The sequence below is a fragment of the Thermomicrobiales bacterium genome (assembly GCA_041390825.1).
Lineage (GTDB): Bacteria > Chloroflexota > Chloroflexia > Thermomicrobiales > UBA6265 > JAMLHN01.
Map to the genome: position 1 here is coordinate 1 of JAWKPF010000015.1, position 21,483 is coordinate 21,483.

Sequence of the window (21,483 nt, forward strand, 5' to 3'; positions counted from 1 at the left end):
AGGAACTCGTAGGCGGATTTGGCGGCGGCTTCGACCTCGTTCAGGGGCGGCCAGGGCTCGCCGGTGAACTCGATCTCGACCGAGACCGGGCCATCGAAGCCGACGGCGTCGAGCGCGGCGAAGATCTTGGAGAAGTCGACTTCGCCCGAACCGGCCGGAGGGAAGTTCCACTTGCCAGCGCCACCGATTTGATCCTTGGCGTGGACATGCTTGACGTAGGGCGCCGCCGCCTTGATGTCTACGGTGGGATCGGTGTCACCGTAGAAAATGACATTGCCGGGATCGTAGTTGATGCCAATGTTCGGTTTGTCGATCAGTTTGACCAGTTCAGCCGAGATGGCGCCGTTGGCGACCAACCCGCCATGCGTTTCCAGGCAGATGGTGATGCCCTTCTCCGCGGCTTCGTCGCAAAGCGGGCGAATGCGGGCGAGAAATGCCTCGCGCTGCTCGTCGAGCGAACCATGCGATGAGGCGTCGTGGCCGCCGGTGCTGGTGGTGACATAGGGGATGCCAAGCTTGTGGGCGATATCGAGCGCCTTGCGGAACTCTTCGACACCGGCATCGGACGCCAGATCGGAGTGCCCCGCGAAGCTGACTGCAGTCTGCCCATGCTTCTTCAGGAGATCCTTGACGTAGGCGAGCTCTTCCGCGGTGGCATTGCGGCGGACGTGCTCCGTCCAGCCGGGCACCGAGGTGAGCTCGATGCTGGTGTAGCCCGCGGCGGCGGCGCCCGCCAGGCATTCCTCCAGCGTGTAGGTGTGGTAGCTATTGGTGCAAAAAGTCAATCGATCGGCCATGTGGTTCCTTCCTCCCGAGTGGAATCGGTTCTAGCTCTCGCTTGCGGCCCGAGCAGTGCCCTGATCGTTGGGATCGAACCAGGCAACTCCTGGCTTGAACGCCATGTACTCTGAAATCCATCCGTCTTCCCAGACAAAGGCAACCCGCACGAATGCGGGATCGCCGACCTCGAAAGGTGCGATGGCAATCTCCTTGCCCTCGATCCAGGGTTCGATTTCATCGACCACGTAGGCGACGTGGGGAGAGTTCTTGAATTCTTCGCTGAGATAGCTATCCGGCTCATAGCGGAGCCACTCGATCTTGCGTGGGTCGTCGTCCGGCTTGGTCACCCACACGCGGGTAGCCTCGACGAAGTTCTCGTTCGGCTGCGGATCGAAAGCGCGCAGTCCAACGTGATGAAAAGTTCGTGTTGCCATGATTCTCCTCGTAACGACACCCCGGCGTCCTGATCAAGCAAGAGCCGGGCGGACTAGCCACGTTCGGCAATCCGCCCGGCTCATCTCATCGGCGCTTCGTCAGCAACGCCGGGCCGTCAGCCGATCAGCCGGCTGGGGTGGCTTCCGCGCCGGCCATCGAGTCGGCGACCGCCTGGAATTCGGGATCGAGCACGAAGCCGGAAGCGTCTGCCTCGACCTGTGCGGCGTCGAAGGCATTCGCGCCATCGACGTAATCGTTGAAGATGACCGTGGTGGCGTCGACGGCATCGCCACCGCTCGCCTGGGCGCTGTCATCGAAGAAGGTTTGCCAACCCTCGACGCTGGCCCAGCCCCACTGTCCGCCGTTGCGGGCGTCCCAGTCGCCTCGGAAGACGTTGGCCAATTGCATGAGCGACTGGACGGCAACGTTCTTGTCCTGGAAGGTCTCGTTGAGCGCCGCCGAAATCTCAGGCGCCGCCATGGTGATCTGCGTCGCGGCAACCGGATTCAGATAGCCAAACTGGAGGCCCATCGCCCAACCCTTGAGGTAGTTGGTGTAGAGCTCTGCCAGGCTGGCATCCTCGAAGTCACTGCGGCGAATCTGGAACGAGTTCGCCGGGAAGACCGACCACTCGTACCCGAGGATATAATCGAAATCGAGCCCGGTGGCGAGCCACTGGGCGCGCAGGCCTTCCCAGGAGAGCGCGGCGTCGGCCTGGCCGGCCTGAAGCGTCTGCGCCCAACCGGAACCAGCTGCCACATAGTTGATCTTCGACGGATCGCCACCGGCCTGGACGACCATTGGGTCGACGATGGCCGCCCAGCCGATGTCTCCGAGCACAACCGTCTTGCCCTCGAGATCCTTCAGCGTGGCGATCCCTTCCGGGTTGCCCTTCGGGAGCGCGATGTCGAAGACGTCATAGGCGCCCATCTGGAATACCGACACCAGATCGAGACCGCCGTTGGTGATCGCGTCCGTGAAGACGCCCGGCGAGACATACGACATATCGGCGTCACCGTCCGCGACATTCTTCGCGGAAGAGGTCGACTCCATGATCGCCGGGAGCAGCTGGGTATCGATGTCACCGAAGTAGCCGAACTGCTTGCCCACCCAATAGGGATAGTCGTCGAGCACTTCCAGCGTTCCGCGAGGAGAAACCCAGACAACCGAGTTGCGCGCATCCTGGGCCGAAGCGCTCAAGCGCCCAAGGCCTCCGAACATCGGCAACGCCGCGCCTGCGACGCCAGCGGCGGCAGCCGTCGCCATAAAGCGGCGGCGGGACGAGCGGCGCTGCGAGGCGCCCAGTACGAGTTCATCGAAACGGCTCATTTGACCTCCTGTTCGTCTGGCGGGCCCACCTGGCTCGCCGGATTCCGTGGTGTCCTCGGTTCATCGTCGAACCGTATCTTGAACGGCGTCGATGCGCCGGTTCAATTCAAATGAAGATTAGGCCTGCCAACTGGCCCAGCGCTTGCCGATCCAATAAAAGATGACATAGATCAGGATGCCCAGCGTTGCGAGAATGACGATAATCGCCCAGAAGTTGGCCATCTGGATGCGCGACGAGTAGTACATCAAGCGGTTGCCAAGCCCTTCACCGGACCCGACAATCTCCGCGCCCACTGCCGTCAGCAACCCGAAGATGGCGCCGACCATCAGACCAACGATGATCATGGGCAAGGCCAGCGGGAACCGCACCTTGGTGAAAATCTGGAACGTACTCGCGCCGTACGAGCGGGCAAGGGCGAGTTTGGCCAGATCCGTCCGTCGGAACCCAGTGGCCGAATTGATCATGACCATCGGACCAGTGGCAAGCGCAACGGCGATGACACGAGGCTGGATGCCAAAACCGAGCTTCTGCACCAACAGCGGCACCAACGCGATCATCGGCGTCGTGACCAGCAACAGGATATAGGGTGTGACGATCTTCTCGGCGAAGGGGAACTGGGTGATCACGGCCGCCAGGATGATGCCGATCGAGGCGCCGATGAAGTAGCCGATGAAGAGCACCTTGAGCGTCACCAGCAGATGCGGCCAGTAGAGGGAGCGGAAGTTCTCCCACAGTGAACGGCCGATTTCGCTGGGCGCCGGAAAGGTGTACGCAGGCACATCGAAGACGCGCACGATGATTTCGAGACCGCCGATCACCCCGCAAGCGACCAGCAAGAGGATCACGACTTCCTTCCAATTGCTGGCGAAACCAGTCTCCGCCAGCGCGGACATGTTCGAGAGCCCAACCTCCTGGTTCTCTGCGCTGCTGTCTCCAAACGTTGGGATATTGTCGCCAAGAACGTCAGACATCGAACCTACTCTCCCACCTTGCTGGCTGAAACGCGCGCGACTCGCCGCGTCAGCTCGGCCACATGCTCGGGCCGGTACTCGCCCTCGATAATGGTGTCCTTGATCTCGAAAATCTTCTCGATAAACGGCGGCGAATACGTCTCCTCGATGGTGCGCGGGCGGGGAAGATCGATATCGAAGATGTGGGCGATGCGCCCCGGTCTCGGGGTCAGCACGACCACTCGGTCGGCCAGGAGAATCGCTTCACTCACGTTGTGCGTGACGAAGATGATCGTCTTGCCGGTTTCCATCCAGAGCTTCTGGATGAGCAGGTTCATCTCGTCGCGGGTGAACGCATCGAGCGCGCCAAACGGTTCGTCCATGAGGATGATTTCAGGATCGAACGCCAGGCAACGCACGATGCTCGCGCGTTGCTGCATACCGCCTGAGAGCTCACGCGGGTACTTGGTTTCGAATCCTTCGAGCCCAACCTCGGAGAGCAACTCCTTGATCCGGTTCTGATAGGGTTTGGGATCGATCTTTTTGATCTCGAACGGGAACTCGATGTTTTTTTGCAGGTTGCGCCACGGGAGGAGATTGGCCTCCTGAAAGATCATGCCAATCTCGGGTCGGGGGCCTTCCACCGGGCGGCCATCGAGCACGATCTTGCCCGATGTCAGATCGTGCAGACCCGAGATGGCCCAGAGCAGCGTGCTCTTTCCACAACCGGACGGGCCAACGATCGCGACGAACTCACCCTTCTTGATATCGAGATTGATGTCCTCGAGCGCATGCACGCTACCGGTGTTCGTCTTGTAATACTTGGTTGCGTGCTCGACCTGGACCGTGCCCGCGACTCCGGGCCGCACGCCTGAACTCGAAGCTGTTGCTACCTGAACCACCTGCGCTCCTCGAATCGAACACCAACTCGATCTGAATGCACGAATCTCATTTGCGCTTGTACGCGCCGCTCGAACGTTCGTGCGTATTGTCGCGTCACTGTGTATACAATCTGCTCGATGCCGGGATTCTATTGGCGGTCGCGAGAGATTGTCAACGACATATCTTGCAATTTGTTCCTCGTTCACAGTTCCCGGGCCGCGGCAGCCCGCGGAACGCGCAAGGAGTCAGCATGGCATTCCGTAACCGACGTCCGTTGACCAAAGGAACGGCCATGACCTGCGCGTTGCTGGATGCAGCCGCGCTTCGGCTCGATCTCGGGGCGGCCGCGGGACGCCAATCGCTGGTCCGTGGACCGATCGCCATGAGCTTGCGGGCGACCGCAACGATCTTGCGTTTTTGGAACACAAGCTGGGTCGGCCGCTATCTCGGACTGGCGTGGCTATGGCGCACCTTTCGTCGCGGCATGCAGCCGCCGCGATAGGACAACGGACTCGGGACCGGTTGTCGTCCTGAGGCCTGGGGCCTGAGACGCTCGTCGTGGCGTGTCTCCCCTGCTTCTCACCCCAACGGCGTGTAGTAGTTCTCGTATTGCCAGGTCGACTTCGCGAGCAGATCGGCGTCACTAATCTCCGGGTCGAAGAAGCGGGCCGGGTCGAGCAATGAAAGGTCGATCTCGGGCGCTCCGCCGACGATCCATTCCGCAATCGTTGCCCCGAGTCCGGTCGACATCGAGAATCCGCTCCCGTTGCACCCGCTGATCACCCAGAAGCCATGAATCCCCGGCATCGGTCCGGCAACGAACTTGCCGTCTGCGGTCATGGTGAAGAGTCCGGCCCGTTGCTCCTGGTCGGTGGCATTTCGCAAGGCGGGCACGGTTCGAACGATCCGTTCACGTGCCTCGTGCAAGACGCCCCGATCGACCGGCACCATATCCAATGTCATCGCCTGCCCCGGCCGAGGGCCAAAGGGGAGCGGATCAGGCTCGAAGATGCCGTACATGAGACCGCCGCGGGCCGGGCGCACATAGGCTGATCCGTCGGTGATGCGTACGATGGGCATGTCGGGCAGGACACCGTCGAGCGTGGCCGTGATGCCAAGCTGATGCCGCATCGGTTCGATCTTGACATCGACGCCGGCCATCCGGCCAACGATCCGGGCCCACGCACCTGCGGCATCGACAACCACGGGAGTCGATACATACCCTCGTGGCGTGCGAACGCCGCGCACCTCTCCTTGCTTGACATCGATTCCGGTGACCGGGGTATGCCCTGCTGTCGCCATGCCAACGCGTCGTCCCGCCTGCATCAGCGCGACGAGCAACGCACGCGGTTCTTCGAGGTAGAGATCGTCCTGAATGAAATACGCGCTGACAAAATCGCTCGAATCGACATAGGGGCAACGGCGGCGGGCCTCATCACGATCGAGGCGCTCGACCTTCGTCCCCCACCCGACTGCATCTTCGATCTCCGCTTCGACCATCGCGGCATGCGCGGTTGTCCGCGCGACAAAAAGACTTCCCGGTTGCCAGTACGGAATGGCAACGCCCGTCGCCTTCTCGAATCCCTTGACGATCTCGATGGAGCGTTGTGTGAGTTTCGTCTTGGTCTCGTTGGCCTGAATGTTCTTGAACAGTCCGGCCGCACGGGCAGACGTTTGCGTGCCCGGCTCGAACTGATCGAGCACCAACACACTATTCAGCCCCTCGTTCGCCAGCGCGAAACCAACCCCAAGCCCAAACGCCCCCGCGCCGATGACCACCGCGTCGGCGTGTTCGGGAAGTGGGTCCGGAGTCCAGAGTCCGGAGTCCGGAGAAGAAGAGATGGTTCCATCGGTCGTCATATCTTTCCTCGCAGATGGGCGATCAACCCTCGTAACGGGCGTCTGGCTTGTTCGCACATGACCATCAACTCTTCGAATTGGTCACCTCGAATGTACTCCGCATCGTCGGCCACTTCTAGCAGCGTTTCCAGTTCTCTGAGCGATCCACTCGCAATAGACAGGTGGTGCAAGAACGCTCGGTCGCCGCTCCGGCCGTGTCCCTCGGCGATGTTCGCAGGAACCGATACCGCCGATCGGCGAACCTGACTGGTCAGACCATATCGTTCGTCGGCTGGCCAAGCCTTGGTCACCCGATAAACGTACGTTTGCCAAGTCCATGGCTTTTCGCCAGGCGATGAGATCGCTCGACCTCCAGAGACATAGACGTTTCGAGACTCCTCTACCCGAAACCTCTCTGGCAGATCTTCTGATCGCTCCAGCCGCCTTCATCAGGTGACGTCAACGACATGTTGACCTCAAATCTCCGGACCCCGGACTCCGGACTCGGACCTCGCAGCTCCTACCGCCCCGGCTTCTCCCGCACGCCTTGCAGGTCCTTGTTCAACCGGTAGTTGCCGGCGGAGATGCCGCCATCGACTGGGAGGATGGCGCCGGTGATCCATGAGGCGTCGTCGGAGCAGAGGAAGAGCGCAGCCTTGGCAACATCATCTGGTTCGCCGATCCGGCCAAGGGGATACCAGGGGGTGAGCTGGTCGAAAGCGGTAGGATCGGCCTCCAGGCGTTTGTCCCAGATCGGGGTGCGGATGGTGCCGGGGGCAATGAGATTGACGCGGATGTTGTCATCGCCATAGTGGATGGCCATGTTCTGCGTGAGGTTGACCATACCCGCCTTGGCGGCGGAATAGGCCGATTCTCCAATGGCGAACAAGCCATTGACCGATCCGATGTTGAGAATGACACCGTAGCGACGTTCGGCCATCGCCGGGATGACCTCGCGAGAGCAGAGATAGACACCCTTCAGGACGACATCGATATTGAGATCCCACATCGCCTCGTCGAAGTCGGTGATGCGATCGCCGACCGAGAGCCCCGCATTGTTCACCAGGATATCGATCCGGCCATAGGCGTCGACCGCCTGGCCTATCCCGATCTTCACCTTGGTTGCGTCTGCGACGTCGATTTCGAGGCCCAACGCCACGCCGCCTGCCGCAGTGATGATGCTCGCGGTTTCGAGCGCGCGCTCTGGAATGAGGTCGGCGGCAACGACGATCGCCCCCTCACTGGCAAACCGCCGGCAAATGGCCCGACCGATGCCAGATCCGCCACCAGTGACGAACGCCACCTTGTTTTCGAGTTTCATTGTTTGTCCTCTTCTTCCTGGCCCAGGCCAGCAACGACTGGGATCGAAGCGCATCGCCTCGAACTGGGTAGACATCGTTTGCTTGATGATGCCGGAAATCAAGTGACTCCGGGCCACCGATCTCAAGCGACCGCCGCGATTGGTCCTCGGATGCGCGAGCAGCGTCAGTGCGGAGCTTCGACCTGAGCCCGCAATGATCCGCCGGCGGCTGACTCCCGTAGCTGATGCGTAGAACGCTCGACGACGAGCGTGTTGACAGGAGGATGCAGATGAACCAACGGAGTTTCGACCGATTGACCCGCGATCTTGCTGGCGTTTCCACCCGGCGCCGATTCCTCGGGCTTGCGGGGATTGGCGCTGGCAGTCTGGCGCTGGCCGGGGTATTCAACGGATTGTCCCGTACTGCTGAACAGGCAGACGCCCAGGATGCCTCGCCGACACCGACGGCCATCATCATGCCCAGCGCCATCATGAGCGACGGGCGCTGCGGTCTTCCATTCGAGCTGGCGGTCCGCCAGGGACCCTCTGAGGGTACCGAAGTGCGCGGTATGCTCGTCTTCTCGCTGGACGACGATGGCACGGTCACCGGCGCTCTCCTGGGGAAGGAGGGCGAGGTTGCGACCGTCACCGGTCAGGCCGTTGGGCAGGCGGTCGCGCTGCGCTTCGATCTCGGTGGCGAGGATGTCGTGTTCGGATCCGGTTCGTCGCTCGGCGAGTTCGCCATGTGCAACATCACCGACATGGGCGGCTCTGCCGTTGGACCGAAAGCGGGTGATCTTGGCGACTGGCGGCAGGGCCGGGTCAATCTGCTCGAGCTCCCCGAACCCATTTGCATCCAGGGTCAGCCCTGCCCAACTGAGCCACCGGAACGGCCCGAACCGACCCGCCCGCTACCTCCCGATATCACAAGCTGCGATCCCCTCTCTGCGGAAAGCTGCGTGGAGGTCTGCGGAGCCTCCGGGCTCGCGCCCAGCGCCTCTGCCTGCGTTGGATATTGCGCCGAAGTCCTGCAGTGCTAGATCAGCACGGAGGGAGTTGGGCGCGCCAGCTCCCTTCACGCTGCTCACCCTCTGAAGGCGCCGTCCTGCAACGCCTTGCCATACCAACGCTGCGCGATCCCGAGAAACACGATGCCAGGAATAATGGCCACGATGAACTGGGCCGACGCGCCGGGACCGATCGCGCCACCACCCATCAAGACCGCAAGCGTGCGAGAGACCTGATCGTTCATCAGCACACTCGACAGGACATACTCGCTCCAGGCAAACATGAAGTTGATGACGATCACCACCACGATGCCATTGCGCACCTGCGGCAACATGATCCCAAAAAGAATGCGCAGCGAAGAGGCGCCATCGATGCGGGCGGAGTCCGGCAACTCGTGGGACACCATCTGGAAGACCGCCCGCATGACGAGAATGGACACGGCCAGGCTGGCCGCTACATAGGGAAGCATTAGCGCCCAGGTTTCGTCGATGAGTCCAAGATCCCAATGCAGCCGGAAGATGCCGAGCATCGAGGTGATCTGCATGGGAAAGAAGAGCGATGCCGTGAGCACCAGCAGGATGACCGACCGGCCTGGGGTCGATAGGTGTGAAAGCGCGTACCCCGCCATCACCGCTGCGACCGTTCCAAACAGGATCGTGAGCGCGGTGACGAAGATGCTGTTCCAGTAGACCCGGAAGAAGATATTGTCCAGGGTGAAGTTCTCCCAAACCCAGGTATAGCGGGCCCAAAGGGGAGAAACGTACTCATTCGGCAGGATGTTGCGCTGGACGCTGTCGACGCGGGACTTCATCGAATTGACCACCACGATGAAGAGCGGAAAGAGAACCCAGGCGCACATCAGCAGCAAGAAGGCATGCCGGCCAACCGCGCGCCAGGTGACGCGGGGACGGTGGTCTCCTGCGGTCACGCGCGCATTGTTGGAGACACCGGGGAGGAGCGTTCCCACATGGGCCGGGCGCGTGCTCATGTGGTCACTCGTGACGGTGCTTCGAAGAAGGTTGTCGTGGGACCGATGGTACGTCGGAAACGCGCCATGGGCCGTCTGACCCTGGCACAAACTCGACAGTGCGGAAATGGACACGGAACATTCGGAACGTGAGCGCGCTCCGAATGCTCCGCCATCGACGAACTCAAGTCTTGAGCGCGCCTTCTTGAAGGCCCTTCATATACCAGCGCTGCGCGATCGCGAACGTAATCAACGCCGGAAGGATGGCGAGGATATACAGCGCGGCCATGCGCGGCCAGAGAAGACCGCCCACGCCGGCGCTCGCCGATCCGAGGAAGACCGGAAGCGTGCGTCTGCTGGCATCGTTCATCAACGTCAGCGCCAGCAGGTATTCACCCCAGGCGGCCACGAAGTTGACGATGATGACCACGACCACACCGTTCTTCACCAGTGGGAAGACGATGCCAAACAACGTACGGATCGAGTTGGCGCCGTCGATCTTGGCGGAGTCGGTCAGGTCTTTCGGGACCGTCTGAAACACCCCCCGCATGATAAAGATCGAGATTGCCACGCTGAGCGCGGTATAGGGGAGCATGAGGCTCCACGTCTCGTTGATGAGCCCGAGACGCTTCTGGATGTTGAAGATGCCGATGATAGCGGTGACTTGCGTGGGGAAGAACATCGAAGCCACCAGCAACGCGGTGATGATGCGCGCGCCCGGTGTCTTGAGATGCACCAGAGCGTATCCGGCCAGCACCGAGGTGACGGTTGCCGCCACGACCGTGAGCGTGGTCACCAGGACGCTGTTCTTGAAGTTGACCCAGACGGGTCCCACCACGCGCGGTTTGGTGAGCACGAACTCGTAGTTGGTCAAGATCGGATCGATGAATCCGTTCTGCGGCCAGATGTAGCGCTGCGACCCATCCTGCAACGTCTTGAACGAAAGGAGCACTACCCACAGGAGCGGGAGAAGCACCCAGAGGCACATGATGATCAGGAAGAGGTGCCGTCCATAGGCTTTCCAGTTCGGGCCCTTTTTCGGCGCGACGTAGACGTCAGCGCGGGCCTTCGAGGAGGCGGTCGAAATCGATGCTTGCGCGGTGCTCATTCGAACCCTCCCTAGTCCCGTGGCCGGAAGACGTAGAACATCACCGCAACCACCATGAGCATGATGATTGCGCCAACCCAGCCGATCGCGGCGGCGTACCCGCGGAACTGCATGCCGCCTCCGAAGGCGGTGTCGTACATGTAGACCGTCCAGGTATAGGTGTTCTTCGTGCGGTCATAGCCGCCCATGATGATGTACTCGGTGATGACTGCCATCGCGCTGCCGAAGCGGACAACCATCAGCACCAGGATGATGGGCAGCAACCGCCAGATGGTGATACCCCAGAACATGCGCCATTCGCCCGCGCCATCGACACGTGCGGCGTCGGGTAGGTCCTTCGGTATCGTCGCCAATCCCGCCAGGAAGAACATGGTGTGGTAGCCAAGCCCCCACCACCACTCCATGGCGGCGATCGAAAAGAAGATGAGTTTGGGATCGTTCAGCCATTGCGGCTGAGTGGCCAGCTCGAAGAGATGCAATTTGTCGACGAGCAGGTAGTTGATGGGGCCGATGTAGTTGTTGTACATCCAAAGCCAGAGAACAAAGATCAATGGCGAGGGGATCATCGCGGGGATGAGCAGGATGATGCGATAGGCTGTGGCAACCCGCTCGTTCTTGATGCGATCGATAAAGATCGCCGTCACCATGGGAATGAAGATCATCCCGGCAGGAAGATCAATGTAAAGATGAGCGCGCGCTGGATGCCCTGCCAAAAGAGATGGTCCGAAAGGACATCACGATAGTTCTGTAGACCGATGAAATTGGCTTCTTGATCGTCGAGAAATTTGTCGTCGGTGAAACTGATCGACAACGCATCGAAGATCGGCAACACCTGCCAGCCGATGAAAAAGAAGAGCGCAAGGATCAGATAGGGATAGCTGGTCAAGACATGCTTGACGGTCTGCCACACGCCGGAACGCGTTTGCTCGACCACTGGCGCCGCGGTCGATGCACTCGCTTGGGCTACGCTGGTTTCACCCATTACGTCTTTACTCCTGGGGTCGTTCTCGTCTCGGCGAGCGCGCACTGGGCGAGCACGATGCCGGCGGGCGTGGATCTCGTGGTTGCGACGCCGCGCGGTTGCGGAGAACCCGGCGAAGCGTTCTGCTCCGCCGGGTTCCCATGTGCAATCGTCTAGAGCTGCGGATCGTTGCCCGTCTGCGCCTTGTACTCGGCTGCGACGGCGTCCAGTGCCTCCTGGCCGGCGGTGCGGGCATCAGCCGTCTCACCGGAGAGGTACTTGTGCCACAGCGGGCGAGCAACGTCGAACTGCTTGATGGACAGCAGCGACGGCGCGATCGCGCGGGCATCGGCGAGCGCGTCGCGGATGTCGAAGACCCACGGATTGCTCGAAATGAACTCCGGAGTCTCGGCCTCCCAGTTCGCCCAGGTCGACTGCGTGACCGGCATCTGACCGACCGGGGTGGTGCCTTCGTCCGGGTTGCCCTGCACGGAGTTTTCCCAGATGGCCTGATCCTGCTGAATGGCCTGAATGAACTCGACCATCTTCGCCTTGTTGGCGCCGTACTTGAAGAGCACCGCGCCGGTGTCCCAGAAGACGGTGCCGCCCACGCCGGCTTCGGTCTTCGGCAGACGGGCCAGGGTCAGCTTGGACGGGTCAGCCAGGTTGCGGAGTAGGTCAACGGGGCATTCTGGTACTTGAAGTAGTACCCAGCTTGCTCCGAGGCCCAGGTGGCCTGGTCGACGAGAACGGTGTTGTCCACACCGGCAGCGGCCAGAATGTCCGCGCTGGTCCACTCCATCATTCGCTTCATGATTTCGAGCGCCTCTACCGCAGCATCGCTGTTGTAAGGAAGAGACCGTCCGGGAATAGACATCGGTGCTGATCGAGTGGGTGACCGGGATCAGCGAGCGCCAGTCACGGTTGTCGAACGTGAGGCCGTACGGCGCGGCGCCGCTTTCCTGCACCTTCTGGGCGTTGGCGATGAACTCGTCCCACGTGGCCGGAGCAACGGTCGGATCGATGCCGGCCTTCTCCAGAACGGCGCCGTTGGACGCCTGCACGCAGATGTCGAGCAGAAGCGGCCAAACGTACCAGCTGCCGTCGACCGAGCCTTCCTCGAGGGTGGCCGGGAAGAGGTCTGCCTTGATCTCATCGGTCACATAGGCATCCCACGGCTCGATGGTGCCAGTGGCAACCAGCTGCAGCATCTCCAGGAACGGGGTCACACCACCGTACATGTCCCAGGTGCTGGACTGGTCGTTGGCTTCGGCGATGAACCGGTCGTTGCCGAAGTTTTCGGTCGGCGCGACTTCGACCGCGACACCCTGCGCATCACCCACGGCATAGATGCCGGGATGCAGATTGAGCTCCCAGTCGTAGAACGTGGCAACGGGCTTTCCTTCTTCCGCGGCGAGGGTGCCACGAATGGTCTCCTGCGCCAGCGCTGCCAAAACCGGGGCGCTAATTCCGAGCGCCGCGCCTCAGATCAGAACGTCACGCCGGCTGATCTTGCCAGTGAGCGCGTCCTGCCAGAGTCGCTGCGTTGGGGTCTTTTCCACCATGCTTACGATCCTCCTGTGCCGTCAGGTAACGGTCCAGTTTGTGGGTCACGCACCAGTTGCGCAACTCAGCTGTTTGGGCGCTGGGATTGTAAGAACGTAAGAAAGGCAATGTCAAGATGACCAAACTGAGAAAATGCTGAGGTTTTTGGTCCGATGGCACAGATCGTCATGGAAATGAGTTTCGCGTGACCGCCGATTGGACTTCTTCGGTAGCATTCCTGTCAGGTGGCGGCGCGACCTCGTGCGCGCCGATTCGAGGCGAACTATCGCAAAGGAGCGAATTCGATGACAGACGACGCAACGCTGAAGCGAGTCCTGGTTCCGATCGATACGTCGGAGGTGGCCGAACGAGCCATCCCCTGGGCGAAAGCGGTTGCCGGATCAACAAGCGAGGTGATTCTGTTGGTGGTCGTGCCGGTGGCAACCGCCGTGCGCTCGATCGGTGGGCAGATCATTGGCAGCGCGGAGACGATCCAGACTGGCTACCAACAAATGGCCGAATCGCAGTTGGCGGCCGCAATCGAGAAATGGTTCTCGCCGGGCGATGCGGTACGCACCGCCGTTGCCAAGGGCGATCCGGGCGAGCAGATCCTGGCGGTCGCTGAAGCGGAAGATGCTGATCTCATCGTCATGTCGAGCCACGGTCGAGGAGCGATTGGCCGGTTCGTGAGCGGCTCGGTCGCTGACCGGGTCGTGCGGCACGCGGCTGTGCCAGTGATGGTAGTCGGTCCGGAAGGCGATCTGAGTGAGAATGCAACGATCGACCGAATCGTAGCTCCAGTCGACAATTCGGAACTCTCACTCGCGTCGCTCCCGACAGCAGCGCAGCTCGCCGCGGCAACGAACGTGCCCGTGTTCGTCATTCACGTCGTGACACCAGCGGACGACTATCTCGTGACGTTCCCGGCCACCGCCGGCACGATCCCGCCGTCTGCGGTCGACGCGAGCCTGTCGCAGCAGATCGAAATGGGTCACTCACTGGTGGAAACCGCCATCGCACGGCTGAAGGATCGCGGGGTCGGCGCGCAAGGGACCGTCTTCACCGGAAGCCCCGGCAGCGCCATTGTCTCCCAGTTGAAACAGGGCGACGTGGTGGTCCTCTCCAGTCATCAGCGGGAGGGCCTGGCCAGATGGGTGCTGGGGAGCACCTCGATGAAGCTCATACGAAACGGCGAGGCGCCAGTCGTGATCGTCACCCGCGAGTCGATCGAACGGTCACGCGGGGACTGAGAAGCTGGCAACGAGCATGCCGTAGTACGTGGGAGCCTCGTAGCTGAGAAGCTCGGCTTCGAGCGGAACACGTTCGAGAACTCCTTCGAGGATCAGCGTCTGCCAAAGACCGTCGATGGCCGCGGTGGCGGCCAGCACATCGCTGATGCGCCCGATTTCGGCAATTGCGTTTCGGCGAACCGCGTCGACAACCAGTTGATCGACTGTCTCGGCAGAAGGATGGTAGCCGTAGGGACCGTCGGGAGTATGCGTGTGCGCCCAATCGCACGACGCAATGAAGGCGATGCGGCGGCCGTCGGCACTGGCGGCGTCGGCAATCGCGCGCCCCATGGAAACGAGCGACTCTCGCGGCATGAATCGTGAAGGAGAAACGATCACAACTGGCGGCCCGGCATTGACGTCGGGAATCGGGGCAAGCACGTTGCCCGAGCCGGGCTCATTCTGGTCGTGTCCCAGAAACCAGAGCGGCACGAGCACGCCCCAATCGAGCGGCAGGACAGATTGATCGCGCCGGTTGCCGGCGAACCCGACCATCGCCACCGGAATTCCCGCGGCGCGCGCAGCGCCTGCGATGGCGTCGGTGAGCGCGAGATCGATGGGGACATGCATCTCAACCGTGCGCTCTTTCCATGAAAGCGTTCCGGCCGTGCTGCCGGTGTTCGCGAGCGCGACCTGTCCATCCACCCGTACACCGTGCGGTCCGGCAATCACGATCGCCTCGACGCCAGCAGCGCTGGCCCGCTGGCCCAACTCGATCAGAGCGGCACGTGTGGCAAGCGCGCCTTCCGCGTCGTCGCTGAGCGCAGGAACAACAGGGAATCCATGCGGTGCAATACCCGCGAAAACGATACCCATGCGTCACTCCTCGAACGAACCACAGGATCAACAGAATTCGATGACCGCGTATACAGCCCACGCCTTCGCAGTGTAGAGTGAAATCCGCGAAGAGTGCGCCATCCAGAAGGGATCGATATGATCAGCCTCAAGGAAGCTCGCGAGCAGAAGAACTGGACCGTCGATGATTTGGCGGCCGCCTCCCTGGTATCGGCGGAAACAATCGCCTCCATCGAGGACGGGTCCGCGCGAGCATCGGTTGTTACTGGGCTCAAACTCTCGAAGGCGCTGGGGAAAGCGACAACCGAGATCATCGAGCTCGCGCCGCAGATGACGGGCGTGCTGGGAGGGGGCGCCGACCCGCTGCTCGGTCCGCGGGTCGGCCCTCGGTAGATCGTTACGCGATCGCAGAACACAGCGGTTCCATTTCGCGCTCGTCCCGGCGTCAGGTCATGACGACGGGGTCATTGCCCATGCGTCGGTGTTTCGCTCGTCCCCTTCGTCGAACGTCTCATCCACATAGAACTCGGCGTCTTCGCCAGAATCATCCGTCTGGTTTGCCGGTCTCAGGTGCTCCGGGTTCCGACGGCTTGGGGTTCCGTACGTGTCGGCTCCACGCAGATCGGCCATCGTCTTTTCCAGCTGCCGCTTGATATCGTCACAGGCCAGCTTGACCGCATGGTCTGCCGTGCGCGATGTCTCGGAGGAACGTAGCACGGTATCGCGCACGCCCAACACCACGCGCATCGACGCGTCGACCGACGCGGGTTGCTTGGATGGCGAGATCGTGACATCGATTGAGGGATTGGTGAAGCTTGCCAGCCGCTTGGCGATGCCCTCCAGCGAGCGGTCGATCCGCTTCTGCTCGACGTCGCTGAGCGCACCGGCGCGATTGACGATGGTTGGCGTCACTGCCATCGAAATGCTCCTTTCGACTACACCGGAATGATGAGCGCGTCCAATTCCCGGGGATAGAACGTCAACCGCTCGGCGCCATAGGAACGGATGACGACCGTGTCGGAATGACGGAATCCCGCAAGACCTGGCACGTAAATACCTGGCTCGACCGAAAGCACCATGTTCTCTTCGATCACGGTATCCCCGCTGCCCTTGTCGATGAAGGGCCATTCGTGCCCTTCGAGACCGAGTCCGTGGCCAGTGTGGTGCCGTTGCAGATCGGCGATGCCGAGTTCCACGAAAAGCTGGCTCACATCCTTCTCGGCATCGGCGAAGGTCCGCCCGGGCCGGAGGGCATCGAAACCCGCTTGCTGCAACTGCATCATCATGTCGAAATACTTGACGAACTCAGCGTTCGGTTCCCCAATGATCATGGTTCGTTCGAGTTCGGAATTGTAGCCGCCAACATCGGCGCCCGCGCCGGTGACGAGCACGTCGCCCGGCATGAGACCGACCGCGTTGTAGAGCCCGTGCGGCATCGAGGTTGCGCGCCCCGCCGAGAAGCCGGCGCCAGCCGGGTAACCCCAGACCGCGGTGAGCGGCTGATAACCTGGTCCGAGCGCTTTCAACATGGCGCGCGAGGCAGCGGCCGAGGCCTCATACGAGATATCGAGCGGGGTCTTCCCGACGGCGATCAGATCTTGCATGACCTGGTGCGCGTAGTTGCCCCATACACAGCTTTCGATGGTGAACTGCAGTTCCGCTGGACTCTTGATCGCGCGCAGTTTGTCGACGATGTCGCGCGCGAAGACCAGCTCGACCCCATTCGTGACGACCTCGGCCAGGAGCGGGCCCTCGTACCCGTTGACGTCGAGCCCTCCGCTATTGTCGAACCCGAGTCGAACGCCCTTCTTGTTGAGCTTCATCTCGGTCAGCAGATCGGCCAGGAACTCCATCGGGTGCTTGACGCCGCCCGTGGGATATTCGGGATAGACGGCAACATTGCTGACCGGGTACTGCTGGATGTTCTCGCGCTCCAGCATCGGCACCATCGCGCCCAGCTTGCCATCACCGCCGACCACGATGGCCATAGGCCGCTCGGTGCTGACGTGAAAGAATCCCGAGGCGTACGCCATCCGAATGGGGTGAAACAGCACGAGACCATCGAGCTTCCGCTCAGCGAGCACCGCCCGAATCCGTTCGCCGCGTTGCACGTACTCATCCGCGCCGATCTTCCACTGCAGCGTCGGGGTGGCGCGGGCCGGAGGAGTGGCCTGTGCATTCTTCTTTGACGATTTCGCCATCTTGTCCTTCACCTATCCATGGTCCAACAGCATTTCGCTGATGTCAGGATAGCCGAGGATCAGATCGCCATCAGCGAAGACCAGGTCTCGGCATCATCTGAATCGTGCCAACTGGGTGACGCTTCGGCGCGGCGAAGGTAGCCGCCACCATGACACCAAGGAGACCGATGCCAACTGCGCTTCCCAGATGAGAAATCTGCACGGCGCTACCGGTGTCATGACCCTCGATACGCAGCCAGAGCAATGCGATGCCCAGCGCCAGACTGCCAATCGTCAGGGCAAGCTGCACCAGCGCCAAGCGCGGCCAGCGCAACGGACTCCCGGCAAAGCGTGGCGCCAGATAGTAGGTGACGCCACAGATCAGGAGAGCGGCCCATCCGAAGAGGTTCAGCTCGGCATGCACCGGCCGAAGGAGCGCGCCATTGGCAGGTGTTACCGCGAAGCTCATCCCGAGCGCGATGCCAATGATCAGCGCGCCGAGCGCGGCGCCGAAGCCAATTTCGGTGGTGCGAGGAAGCTTGCGAACGAACGGAAGGCAGTTGGCGATCCAAAGAATGATCACCATCGCCTGCAACGTTGCCGCCATGTGGAACAGAAGCTCCGAATCGATGGCCAGCGCCAACACCATCAACGGCAAAGCGACAACCGTGACGTACCAGTGAATGCGGAGCGCGGTGATGGTCTTCCAGCGGCCGGTGGTCCAGCGTGGAAGAACGTGATAGGTGACGCCAGTGGCCATCGAGAACGCGAAGCCCACCAACATCGAGTGCGCCCAAACCAGTTCCCACCGGCCGATCTCTGGCGTGTGAATCGAAGTTACGAACCCGATCGTCAACCCGATCAACAACCAGACGGCCGAGAGCCGCGTGAAATTGGTGGCAATGCGGTCGGCATCAGCCTGCGCCGGGTAGGGCAACGGGGGCGCCGGCCGCACGGGAGTCTTCTGCTTGAACAACTGGCCAATATTGAACAGGAAGAGCAGTCCCGCCACCAGGGAGATACCGCTGCCGAGTGTGACTACCGCGTCTTGCTCCATCATGCGGCCGGCAAAGACGGTCCATCCACCGACCAACGCCAGCACGACCATCGATCGCACCATCGACTCCGACGCCCAGTCTCGACGCGAGAAGACCGGCACGATGCGGGTGTTGACGGCCAGAATCATCGGGAAGATGCCGGCCAGCACCGCGAGCGAGATCGCGGCTTCCCACCAGGTCGGATGCGTGCGGGTGAATCCTGCGACCGCCACGGCTACCGCAAGTGCGGCCAGCGCCAGCGCCATGGTCGCGCCGAGCATCCGATGTCCCATCGTCTGTTCCTTTCAGGTTGCCGGGGAGCGCGGGGCTCGTGGCGCCACGCGCGGCCAGATCTGCGTTACGAAAATGACCGCAGCCGCCACCTGCAGAGCAGCCGACAGCGCGAGCAACGCCAGCGTGCTGTCACCGGCATGTCCCGATCGTTCGATCGGCTCGGCAATCACGCGGCAAAGGAGTCCGATATTGAGCGCAGCCACAGCGACCTGGGCAAGGCGCAGGTTGTAGCCAACGGGTCGTTCTGGCGACCGCTTGCGCGGCAACAGCCAATAGGCAATTCCAAGCGCAAATTGCAGAAACCAGCCGACGAAAAGCATATGCCCATGCGTCGGCTGCACCCACAAGCGCCAGTTACCGGGAATCTCCCGGTCCACCAGCATCAATCCACCGAGGATAAATCCGCCCAGCAGCCACAAAAGTGACAGTCGCACCATCACAGAGCTGAGCGGATCCACGCAGCGCTACCAGTCCTGGGATTCCGCGACGATGATCGCGACCTCTCGCAAAATCGGTTCTGCTTCGATGCCATGGCGCGCCAACGCCTCGCCCAACGGCAATCCACCGCCGCAGCAAAGATCGAGCCCGCAAGCCGTGAACACGGTCATTGTGCCCGGCGCGTGCTCGGACAAATCCGCAATGGTGCGGCTGGCAACTGCCGCAAGTTCTTCGTCCGTGATTGCTGGGACATAGGTAGGATTCGTGGTCATGGCACATGCTCACTTTGCTGGAAACGATCGTACGTCGCCCACCGACGACGATAGACCTATTTTGGTCTGAGCGTGGTCGCAGATGCGGGTCAGGGCATGAACGGGCGTTACAAAATCGTGTCAATTCTGGGTTCGATCAGCGATGCCCGTGCCGAGGATCGAGCGCGTCCCGCAACCCGTCACCCACGAGATTGAACGACAACACGGTCAGGAAGATCGCCATGCCAGGGAAAAACGTGAGCCACCAGGCCCCGGCGAGCAGCTCGCGCTGACCGTCCTGCAACATGTTCCCCCACGACGGTGTCGGAATGACGACCCCAAGACCGAGATAGCTCAGACTGGCTTCCAGCAAGATGGCGTAGGAGAGCCAGATGGTGGCCTGCACGATGATGATGGGCAACGTGTTCGGAAAGAGATGCCTGAACATGATCCTGGACGAACTGGCCCCGACCGAGCGTGCGGCGGTGACATATTCCTGCTCTTTCAACGCCATGAATTGCCCGCGCACCAGACGCGCGGTCCCCGGCCAGGAGGCCAGACCAATCACGATGATGGTGGTGCGCAACCCGGGTTGGAAGAGCGACGCCGCGGTGATGAGCAGCAGGATCAGCGGAATCGAAAGCAGGATGTCGGTAAAGCGCATCAGCGCCTGATCGATGATCCCGCCAAAGAACCCGGCCAGGGCCCCGAGCACGACACCGATCGTCATGATGATGAGCACCGACGCAAAGCCAGCAGCCATCGAAATGCGGCCACCCCAAATGAGACGGGAATAGACATCGCGGCCGTTGCGATCGGTACCGAGCCAATAGGTGGCCGAGGGTGGGGTGTTGCGCACACCCGAGTGCAGTTCGTCGTACGGATACCGTATCAACACGGGCGCGAAAATCGCGGACAGATAGAGCAGGATGATCACGACCAGCCCTGCCACGGCCAGCTTGTTGCGCGCGAAGCGGCGCGCCGTGCGCCAACCGCGTGATCGAGGCACGGGCTCGTAAACGCCACCAGCGGTCGACCCCGCGAGCTCTGCCGCCTGCCCGACATATGCCTGGCTCATGACAGCGACACCCGTGGGTCGGCAATCGCATAGAAGACGTCTACCAGCAGATTGACCACCATGACACAGACGCCACTCAGCAGCGTGATGGCAAGAATGACCGGATAGTCACGCTGACTGATGGCCTTGACGGCGAGGTCGCCGAGTCCAGGCCACGCAAAGATCTGCTCGATGATGACTGCGCCACCGATGATGGTCGGGATCTGCAGGCCAATGACGGTGATCATCGGAATAAGTGCGTTCCGCAGGGAATGCCGGTAGAGCACCGCCTTATGCGGCAACCCCTTGGCGCGCGCGACGGTGACGTAGTCCTGGTTCTTGACTTCCAGCATCGAAGAACGCATGAACCGCGCGAAATAGGCGATGTTCGGGAGAACCAGCACCAACACCGGCAAGATGAAGTATTTCACTCGTTCGGGGAACTCGGCATTTGCCTGACCCGTGCTGATGACGGGCAGCCAGCCGAGTTTGACCGCGATCCAGATCTGCAGCATGAGCGCCAGCCAGAAGTTCGGTAGCGCCAACCCGATAAAGGAGAAGATCGTGACGGCGTTGTCGGTCTTGGAATACTGCCGCGTGGCGGAGACGATGCCGACCGGGATGGCGATGAGAATTCCGAGCAGCAAGGCGATCCCCTGCAGCATGACAGTGGCCCAGAAGCGGTCCTTGATCAGGTCGATCACCGGTTTGTTGCCGAAGGTGTAGGCAGTTCCGAAGTCGCCCTTGAGCAGATTCTTGGCCCAGGTGACGTATTGCACCGGCAGCGGCTCGTCCAGCCCCAGATTGGCGCGGGCTTGCTCGACATACTGCGGGTTCCCTGCCGCAGTCGGGCCCATCATGGCAACGACCGGATCTCCCGGAGCGGCGTGGATCAACACGAACATGATGATGCTGAGCCCGATCAGCAACGGGATCAGGATCAACGTGCGCCGAATTAGGTAGGACCAGACGCCTGCCGGCATGACCGGTTCACCTCGTTGCAATTGGCGGGAGGTCGGTCGACCTCCCGCCGGTGC

The 21,483-nt window shown here is 61.5% G+C and carries 24 protein-coding genes; 4 read left to right on the forward strand and 20 right to left on the reverse strand.

What is annotated here, in order from left to right; genetic code table 11:
- The 5 genes from R2855_09355 to R2855_09375 form a co-directional block, all read right to left on the reverse strand.
- A partial coding sequence (locus R2855_09355; GenBank protein MEZ4531224.1) for a sugar phosphate isomerase/epimerase family protein occupies positions 1-797 on the reverse strand: 797 nt, incomplete at its 3' end.
- Between the two features lie 30 nt (positions 798-827).
- Positions 828-1,214 carry a hypothetical protein gene (locus R2855_09360; protein ID MEZ4531225.1) on the reverse strand — a complete coding sequence of 129 codons (387 nt, stop codon included), beginning with the start codon at positions 1,212-1,214 and terminating at the stop codon, positions 828-830.
- Between the two features lie 124 nt (positions 1,215-1,338).
- Positions 1,339-2,544 carry an ABC transporter substrate-binding protein gene (locus tag R2855_09365; GenBank protein MEZ4531226.1) on the reverse strand — a complete coding sequence of 402 codons (1,206 nt, stop codon included), beginning with the start codon at positions 2,542-2,544 and terminating at the stop codon, positions 1,339-1,341.
- Positions 2,545-2,661: 117 nt separating this feature from the next.
- The gene (locus R2855_09370) at positions 2,662-3,516 is read right to left on the reverse strand and encodes an ABC transporter permease (protein ID MEZ4531227.1); all 855 of its coding nucleotides are present in this window, start codon (positions 3,514-3,516) and stop codon (positions 2,662-2,664) included.
- A 5-nt stretch (positions 3,517-3,521) separates the two neighbouring features.
- Positions 3,522-4,397 (reverse strand): ATP-binding cassette domain-containing protein, encoded by an 876-nt coding sequence (locus R2855_09375; GenBank protein MEZ4531228.1) that lies wholly within the window; start codon positions 4,395-4,397, stop codon positions 3,522-3,524.
- A 230-nt stretch (positions 4,398-4,627) separates the two neighbouring features.
- On the opposite strand from R2855_09375, the gene R2855_09380 reads away from it, so the two are divergent.
- Complete coding sequence (locus R2855_09380) at positions 4,628-4,879, forward strand: hypothetical protein (protein ID MEZ4531229.1); 252 nt, start codon at positions 4,628-4,630, stop codon at positions 4,877-4,879.
- Positions 4,880-4,956: 77 nt separating this feature from the next.
- Here R2855_09380 and R2855_09385 read toward each other — a convergent pair whose 3' ends face one another.
- Both R2855_09385 and R2855_09390 read right to left on the reverse strand, forming a co-directional pair.
- A complete protein-coding gene (locus R2855_09385; protein MEZ4531230.1) occupies positions 4,957-6,237 on the reverse strand; it encodes an FAD-binding oxidoreductase in 1,281 nt (426 codons plus the stop codon).
- Positions 6,238-6,736: 499 nt separating this feature from the next.
- Complete coding sequence (locus R2855_09390) at positions 6,737-7,537, reverse strand: glucose 1-dehydrogenase (GenBank protein MEZ4531231.1); 801 nt, start codon at positions 7,535-7,537, stop codon at positions 6,737-6,739.
- 269 nt (positions 7,538-7,806) lie between these two features.
- Between R2855_09390 and R2855_09395 the strand changes: the two genes are divergently transcribed.
- The gene (locus R2855_09395) at positions 7,807-8,556 is read left to right on the forward strand and encodes a twin-arginine translocation signal domain-containing protein (GenBank protein MEZ4531232.1); all 750 of its coding nucleotides are present in this window, start codon (positions 7,807-7,809) and stop codon (positions 8,554-8,556) included.
- A gap of 44 nt (positions 8,557-8,600) precedes the next feature.
- Here the strand turns inward: R2855_09395 and R2855_09400 are convergent, their stop codons facing one another.
- The 5 genes from R2855_09400 to R2855_09420 all read right to left on the reverse strand — a co-directional run bounded on the left by R2855_09400 (position 8,601) and on the right by R2855_09420 (position 13,014).
- Positions 8,601-9,512 carry a carbohydrate ABC transporter permease gene (locus R2855_09400; protein MEZ4531233.1) on the reverse strand — a complete coding sequence of 304 codons (912 nt, stop codon included), beginning with the start codon at positions 9,510-9,512 and terminating at the stop codon, positions 8,601-8,603.
- A gap of 163 nt (positions 9,513-9,675) precedes the next feature.
- Positions 9,676-10,599, reverse strand: coding sequence for a carbohydrate ABC transporter permease (locus tag R2855_09405; GenBank protein MEZ4531234.1), 924 nt, complete (start codon positions 10,597-10,599; stop codon positions 9,676-9,678).
- Positions 10,600-10,610: 11 nt separating this feature from the next.
- Positions 10,611-11,261 carry a sugar ABC transporter permease gene (locus tag R2855_09410; protein ID MEZ4531235.1) on the reverse strand — a complete coding sequence of 217 codons (651 nt, stop codon included), beginning with the start codon at positions 11,259-11,261 and terminating at the stop codon, positions 10,611-10,613.
- Positions 11,258-11,581, reverse strand: a complete 324-nt coding sequence (locus R2855_09415) for a hypothetical protein (protein MEZ4531236.1) — start codon at positions 11,579-11,581, stop codon at positions 11,258-11,260. The genes R2855_09410 and R2855_09415 overlap by 4 nt, the downstream gene beginning before the upstream one ends.
- A gap of 152 nt (positions 11,582-11,733) precedes the next feature.
- A complete protein-coding gene (locus R2855_09420; GenBank protein MEZ4531237.1) occupies positions 11,734-13,014 on the reverse strand; it encodes an extracellular solute-binding protein in 1,281 nt (426 codons plus the stop codon).
- A gap of 396 nt (positions 13,015-13,410) precedes the next feature.
- Here R2855_09420 and R2855_09425 point away from each other — a divergent pair, with 396 nt between their 5' ends.
- Complete coding sequence (locus R2855_09425) at positions 13,411-14,355, forward strand: universal stress protein (GenBank protein MEZ4531238.1); 945 nt, start codon at positions 13,411-13,413, stop codon at positions 14,353-14,355.
- Here R2855_09425 and R2855_09430 read toward each other — a convergent pair.
- Positions 14,341-15,210: an aromatic ring-opening dioxygenase subunit LigB gene (locus R2855_09430; protein MEZ4531239.1), complete on the reverse strand. Its 870-nt coding sequence runs from the start codon at positions 15,208-15,210 to the stop codon at positions 14,341-14,343. The genes R2855_09425 and R2855_09430 overlap by 15 nt on opposite strands.
- 117 nt (positions 15,211-15,327) lie before the next feature.
- Here R2855_09430 and R2855_09435 point away from each other — a divergent pair, with 117 nt between their 5' ends.
- Positions 15,328-15,582 carry a helix-turn-helix transcriptional regulator gene (locus tag R2855_09435; GenBank protein MEZ4531240.1) on the forward strand — a complete coding sequence of 85 codons (255 nt, stop codon included), beginning with the start codon at positions 15,328-15,330 and terminating at the stop codon, positions 15,580-15,582.
- Between the two features lie 57 nt (positions 15,583-15,639).
- On the opposite strand, the gene R2855_09440 is transcribed toward R2855_09435, so the two are convergent.
- The 7 genes from R2855_09440 to R2855_09470 form a co-directional block, all read right to left on the reverse strand.
- Entirely contained in the window at positions 15,640-16,107 is a 468-nt protein-coding gene (locus R2855_09440) for an HPF/RaiA family ribosome-associated protein (GenBank protein MEZ4531241.1), read from the reverse strand.
- Between the two features lie 17 nt (positions 16,108-16,124).
- On the reverse strand, positions 16,125-17,390 hold the full coding sequence (locus tag R2855_09445) for a Xaa-Pro peptidase family protein (GenBank protein ID MEZ4531242.1): 1,266 nt from the start codon (positions 17,388-17,390) through the stop codon (positions 16,125-16,127).
- Positions 17,391-17,460: 70 nt separating this feature from the next.
- Positions 17,461-18,699, reverse strand: a complete 1,239-nt coding sequence (locus tag R2855_09450; protein MEZ4531243.1) for a hypothetical protein — start codon at positions 18,697-18,699, stop codon at positions 17,461-17,463.
- Between the two features lie 12 nt (positions 18,700-18,711).
- Positions 18,712-19,140, reverse strand: a complete 429-nt coding sequence (locus tag R2855_09455) for a hypothetical protein (GenBank protein MEZ4531244.1) — start codon at positions 19,138-19,140, stop codon at positions 18,712-18,714.
- A gap of 24 nt (positions 19,141-19,164) precedes the next feature.
- Positions 19,165-19,410, reverse strand: coding sequence for a DUF542 domain-containing protein (locus tag R2855_09460; GenBank protein ID MEZ4531245.1), 246 nt, complete (start codon positions 19,408-19,410; stop codon positions 19,165-19,167).
- A 136-nt stretch (positions 19,411-19,546) separates the two neighbouring features.
- Complete coding sequence (locus R2855_09465; GenBank protein ID MEZ4531246.1) at positions 19,547-20,467, reverse strand: ABC transporter permease; 921 nt, start codon at positions 20,465-20,467, stop codon at positions 19,547-19,549.
- The gene (locus R2855_09470) at positions 20,464-21,429 is read right to left on the reverse strand and encodes an ABC transporter permease (GenBank protein MEZ4531247.1); all 966 of its coding nucleotides are present in this window, start codon (positions 21,427-21,429) and stop codon (positions 20,464-20,466) included. The genes R2855_09465 and R2855_09470 overlap by 4 nt, the downstream gene beginning before the upstream one ends.
- Positions 21,430-21,483: the final 54 nt, after the last annotated feature.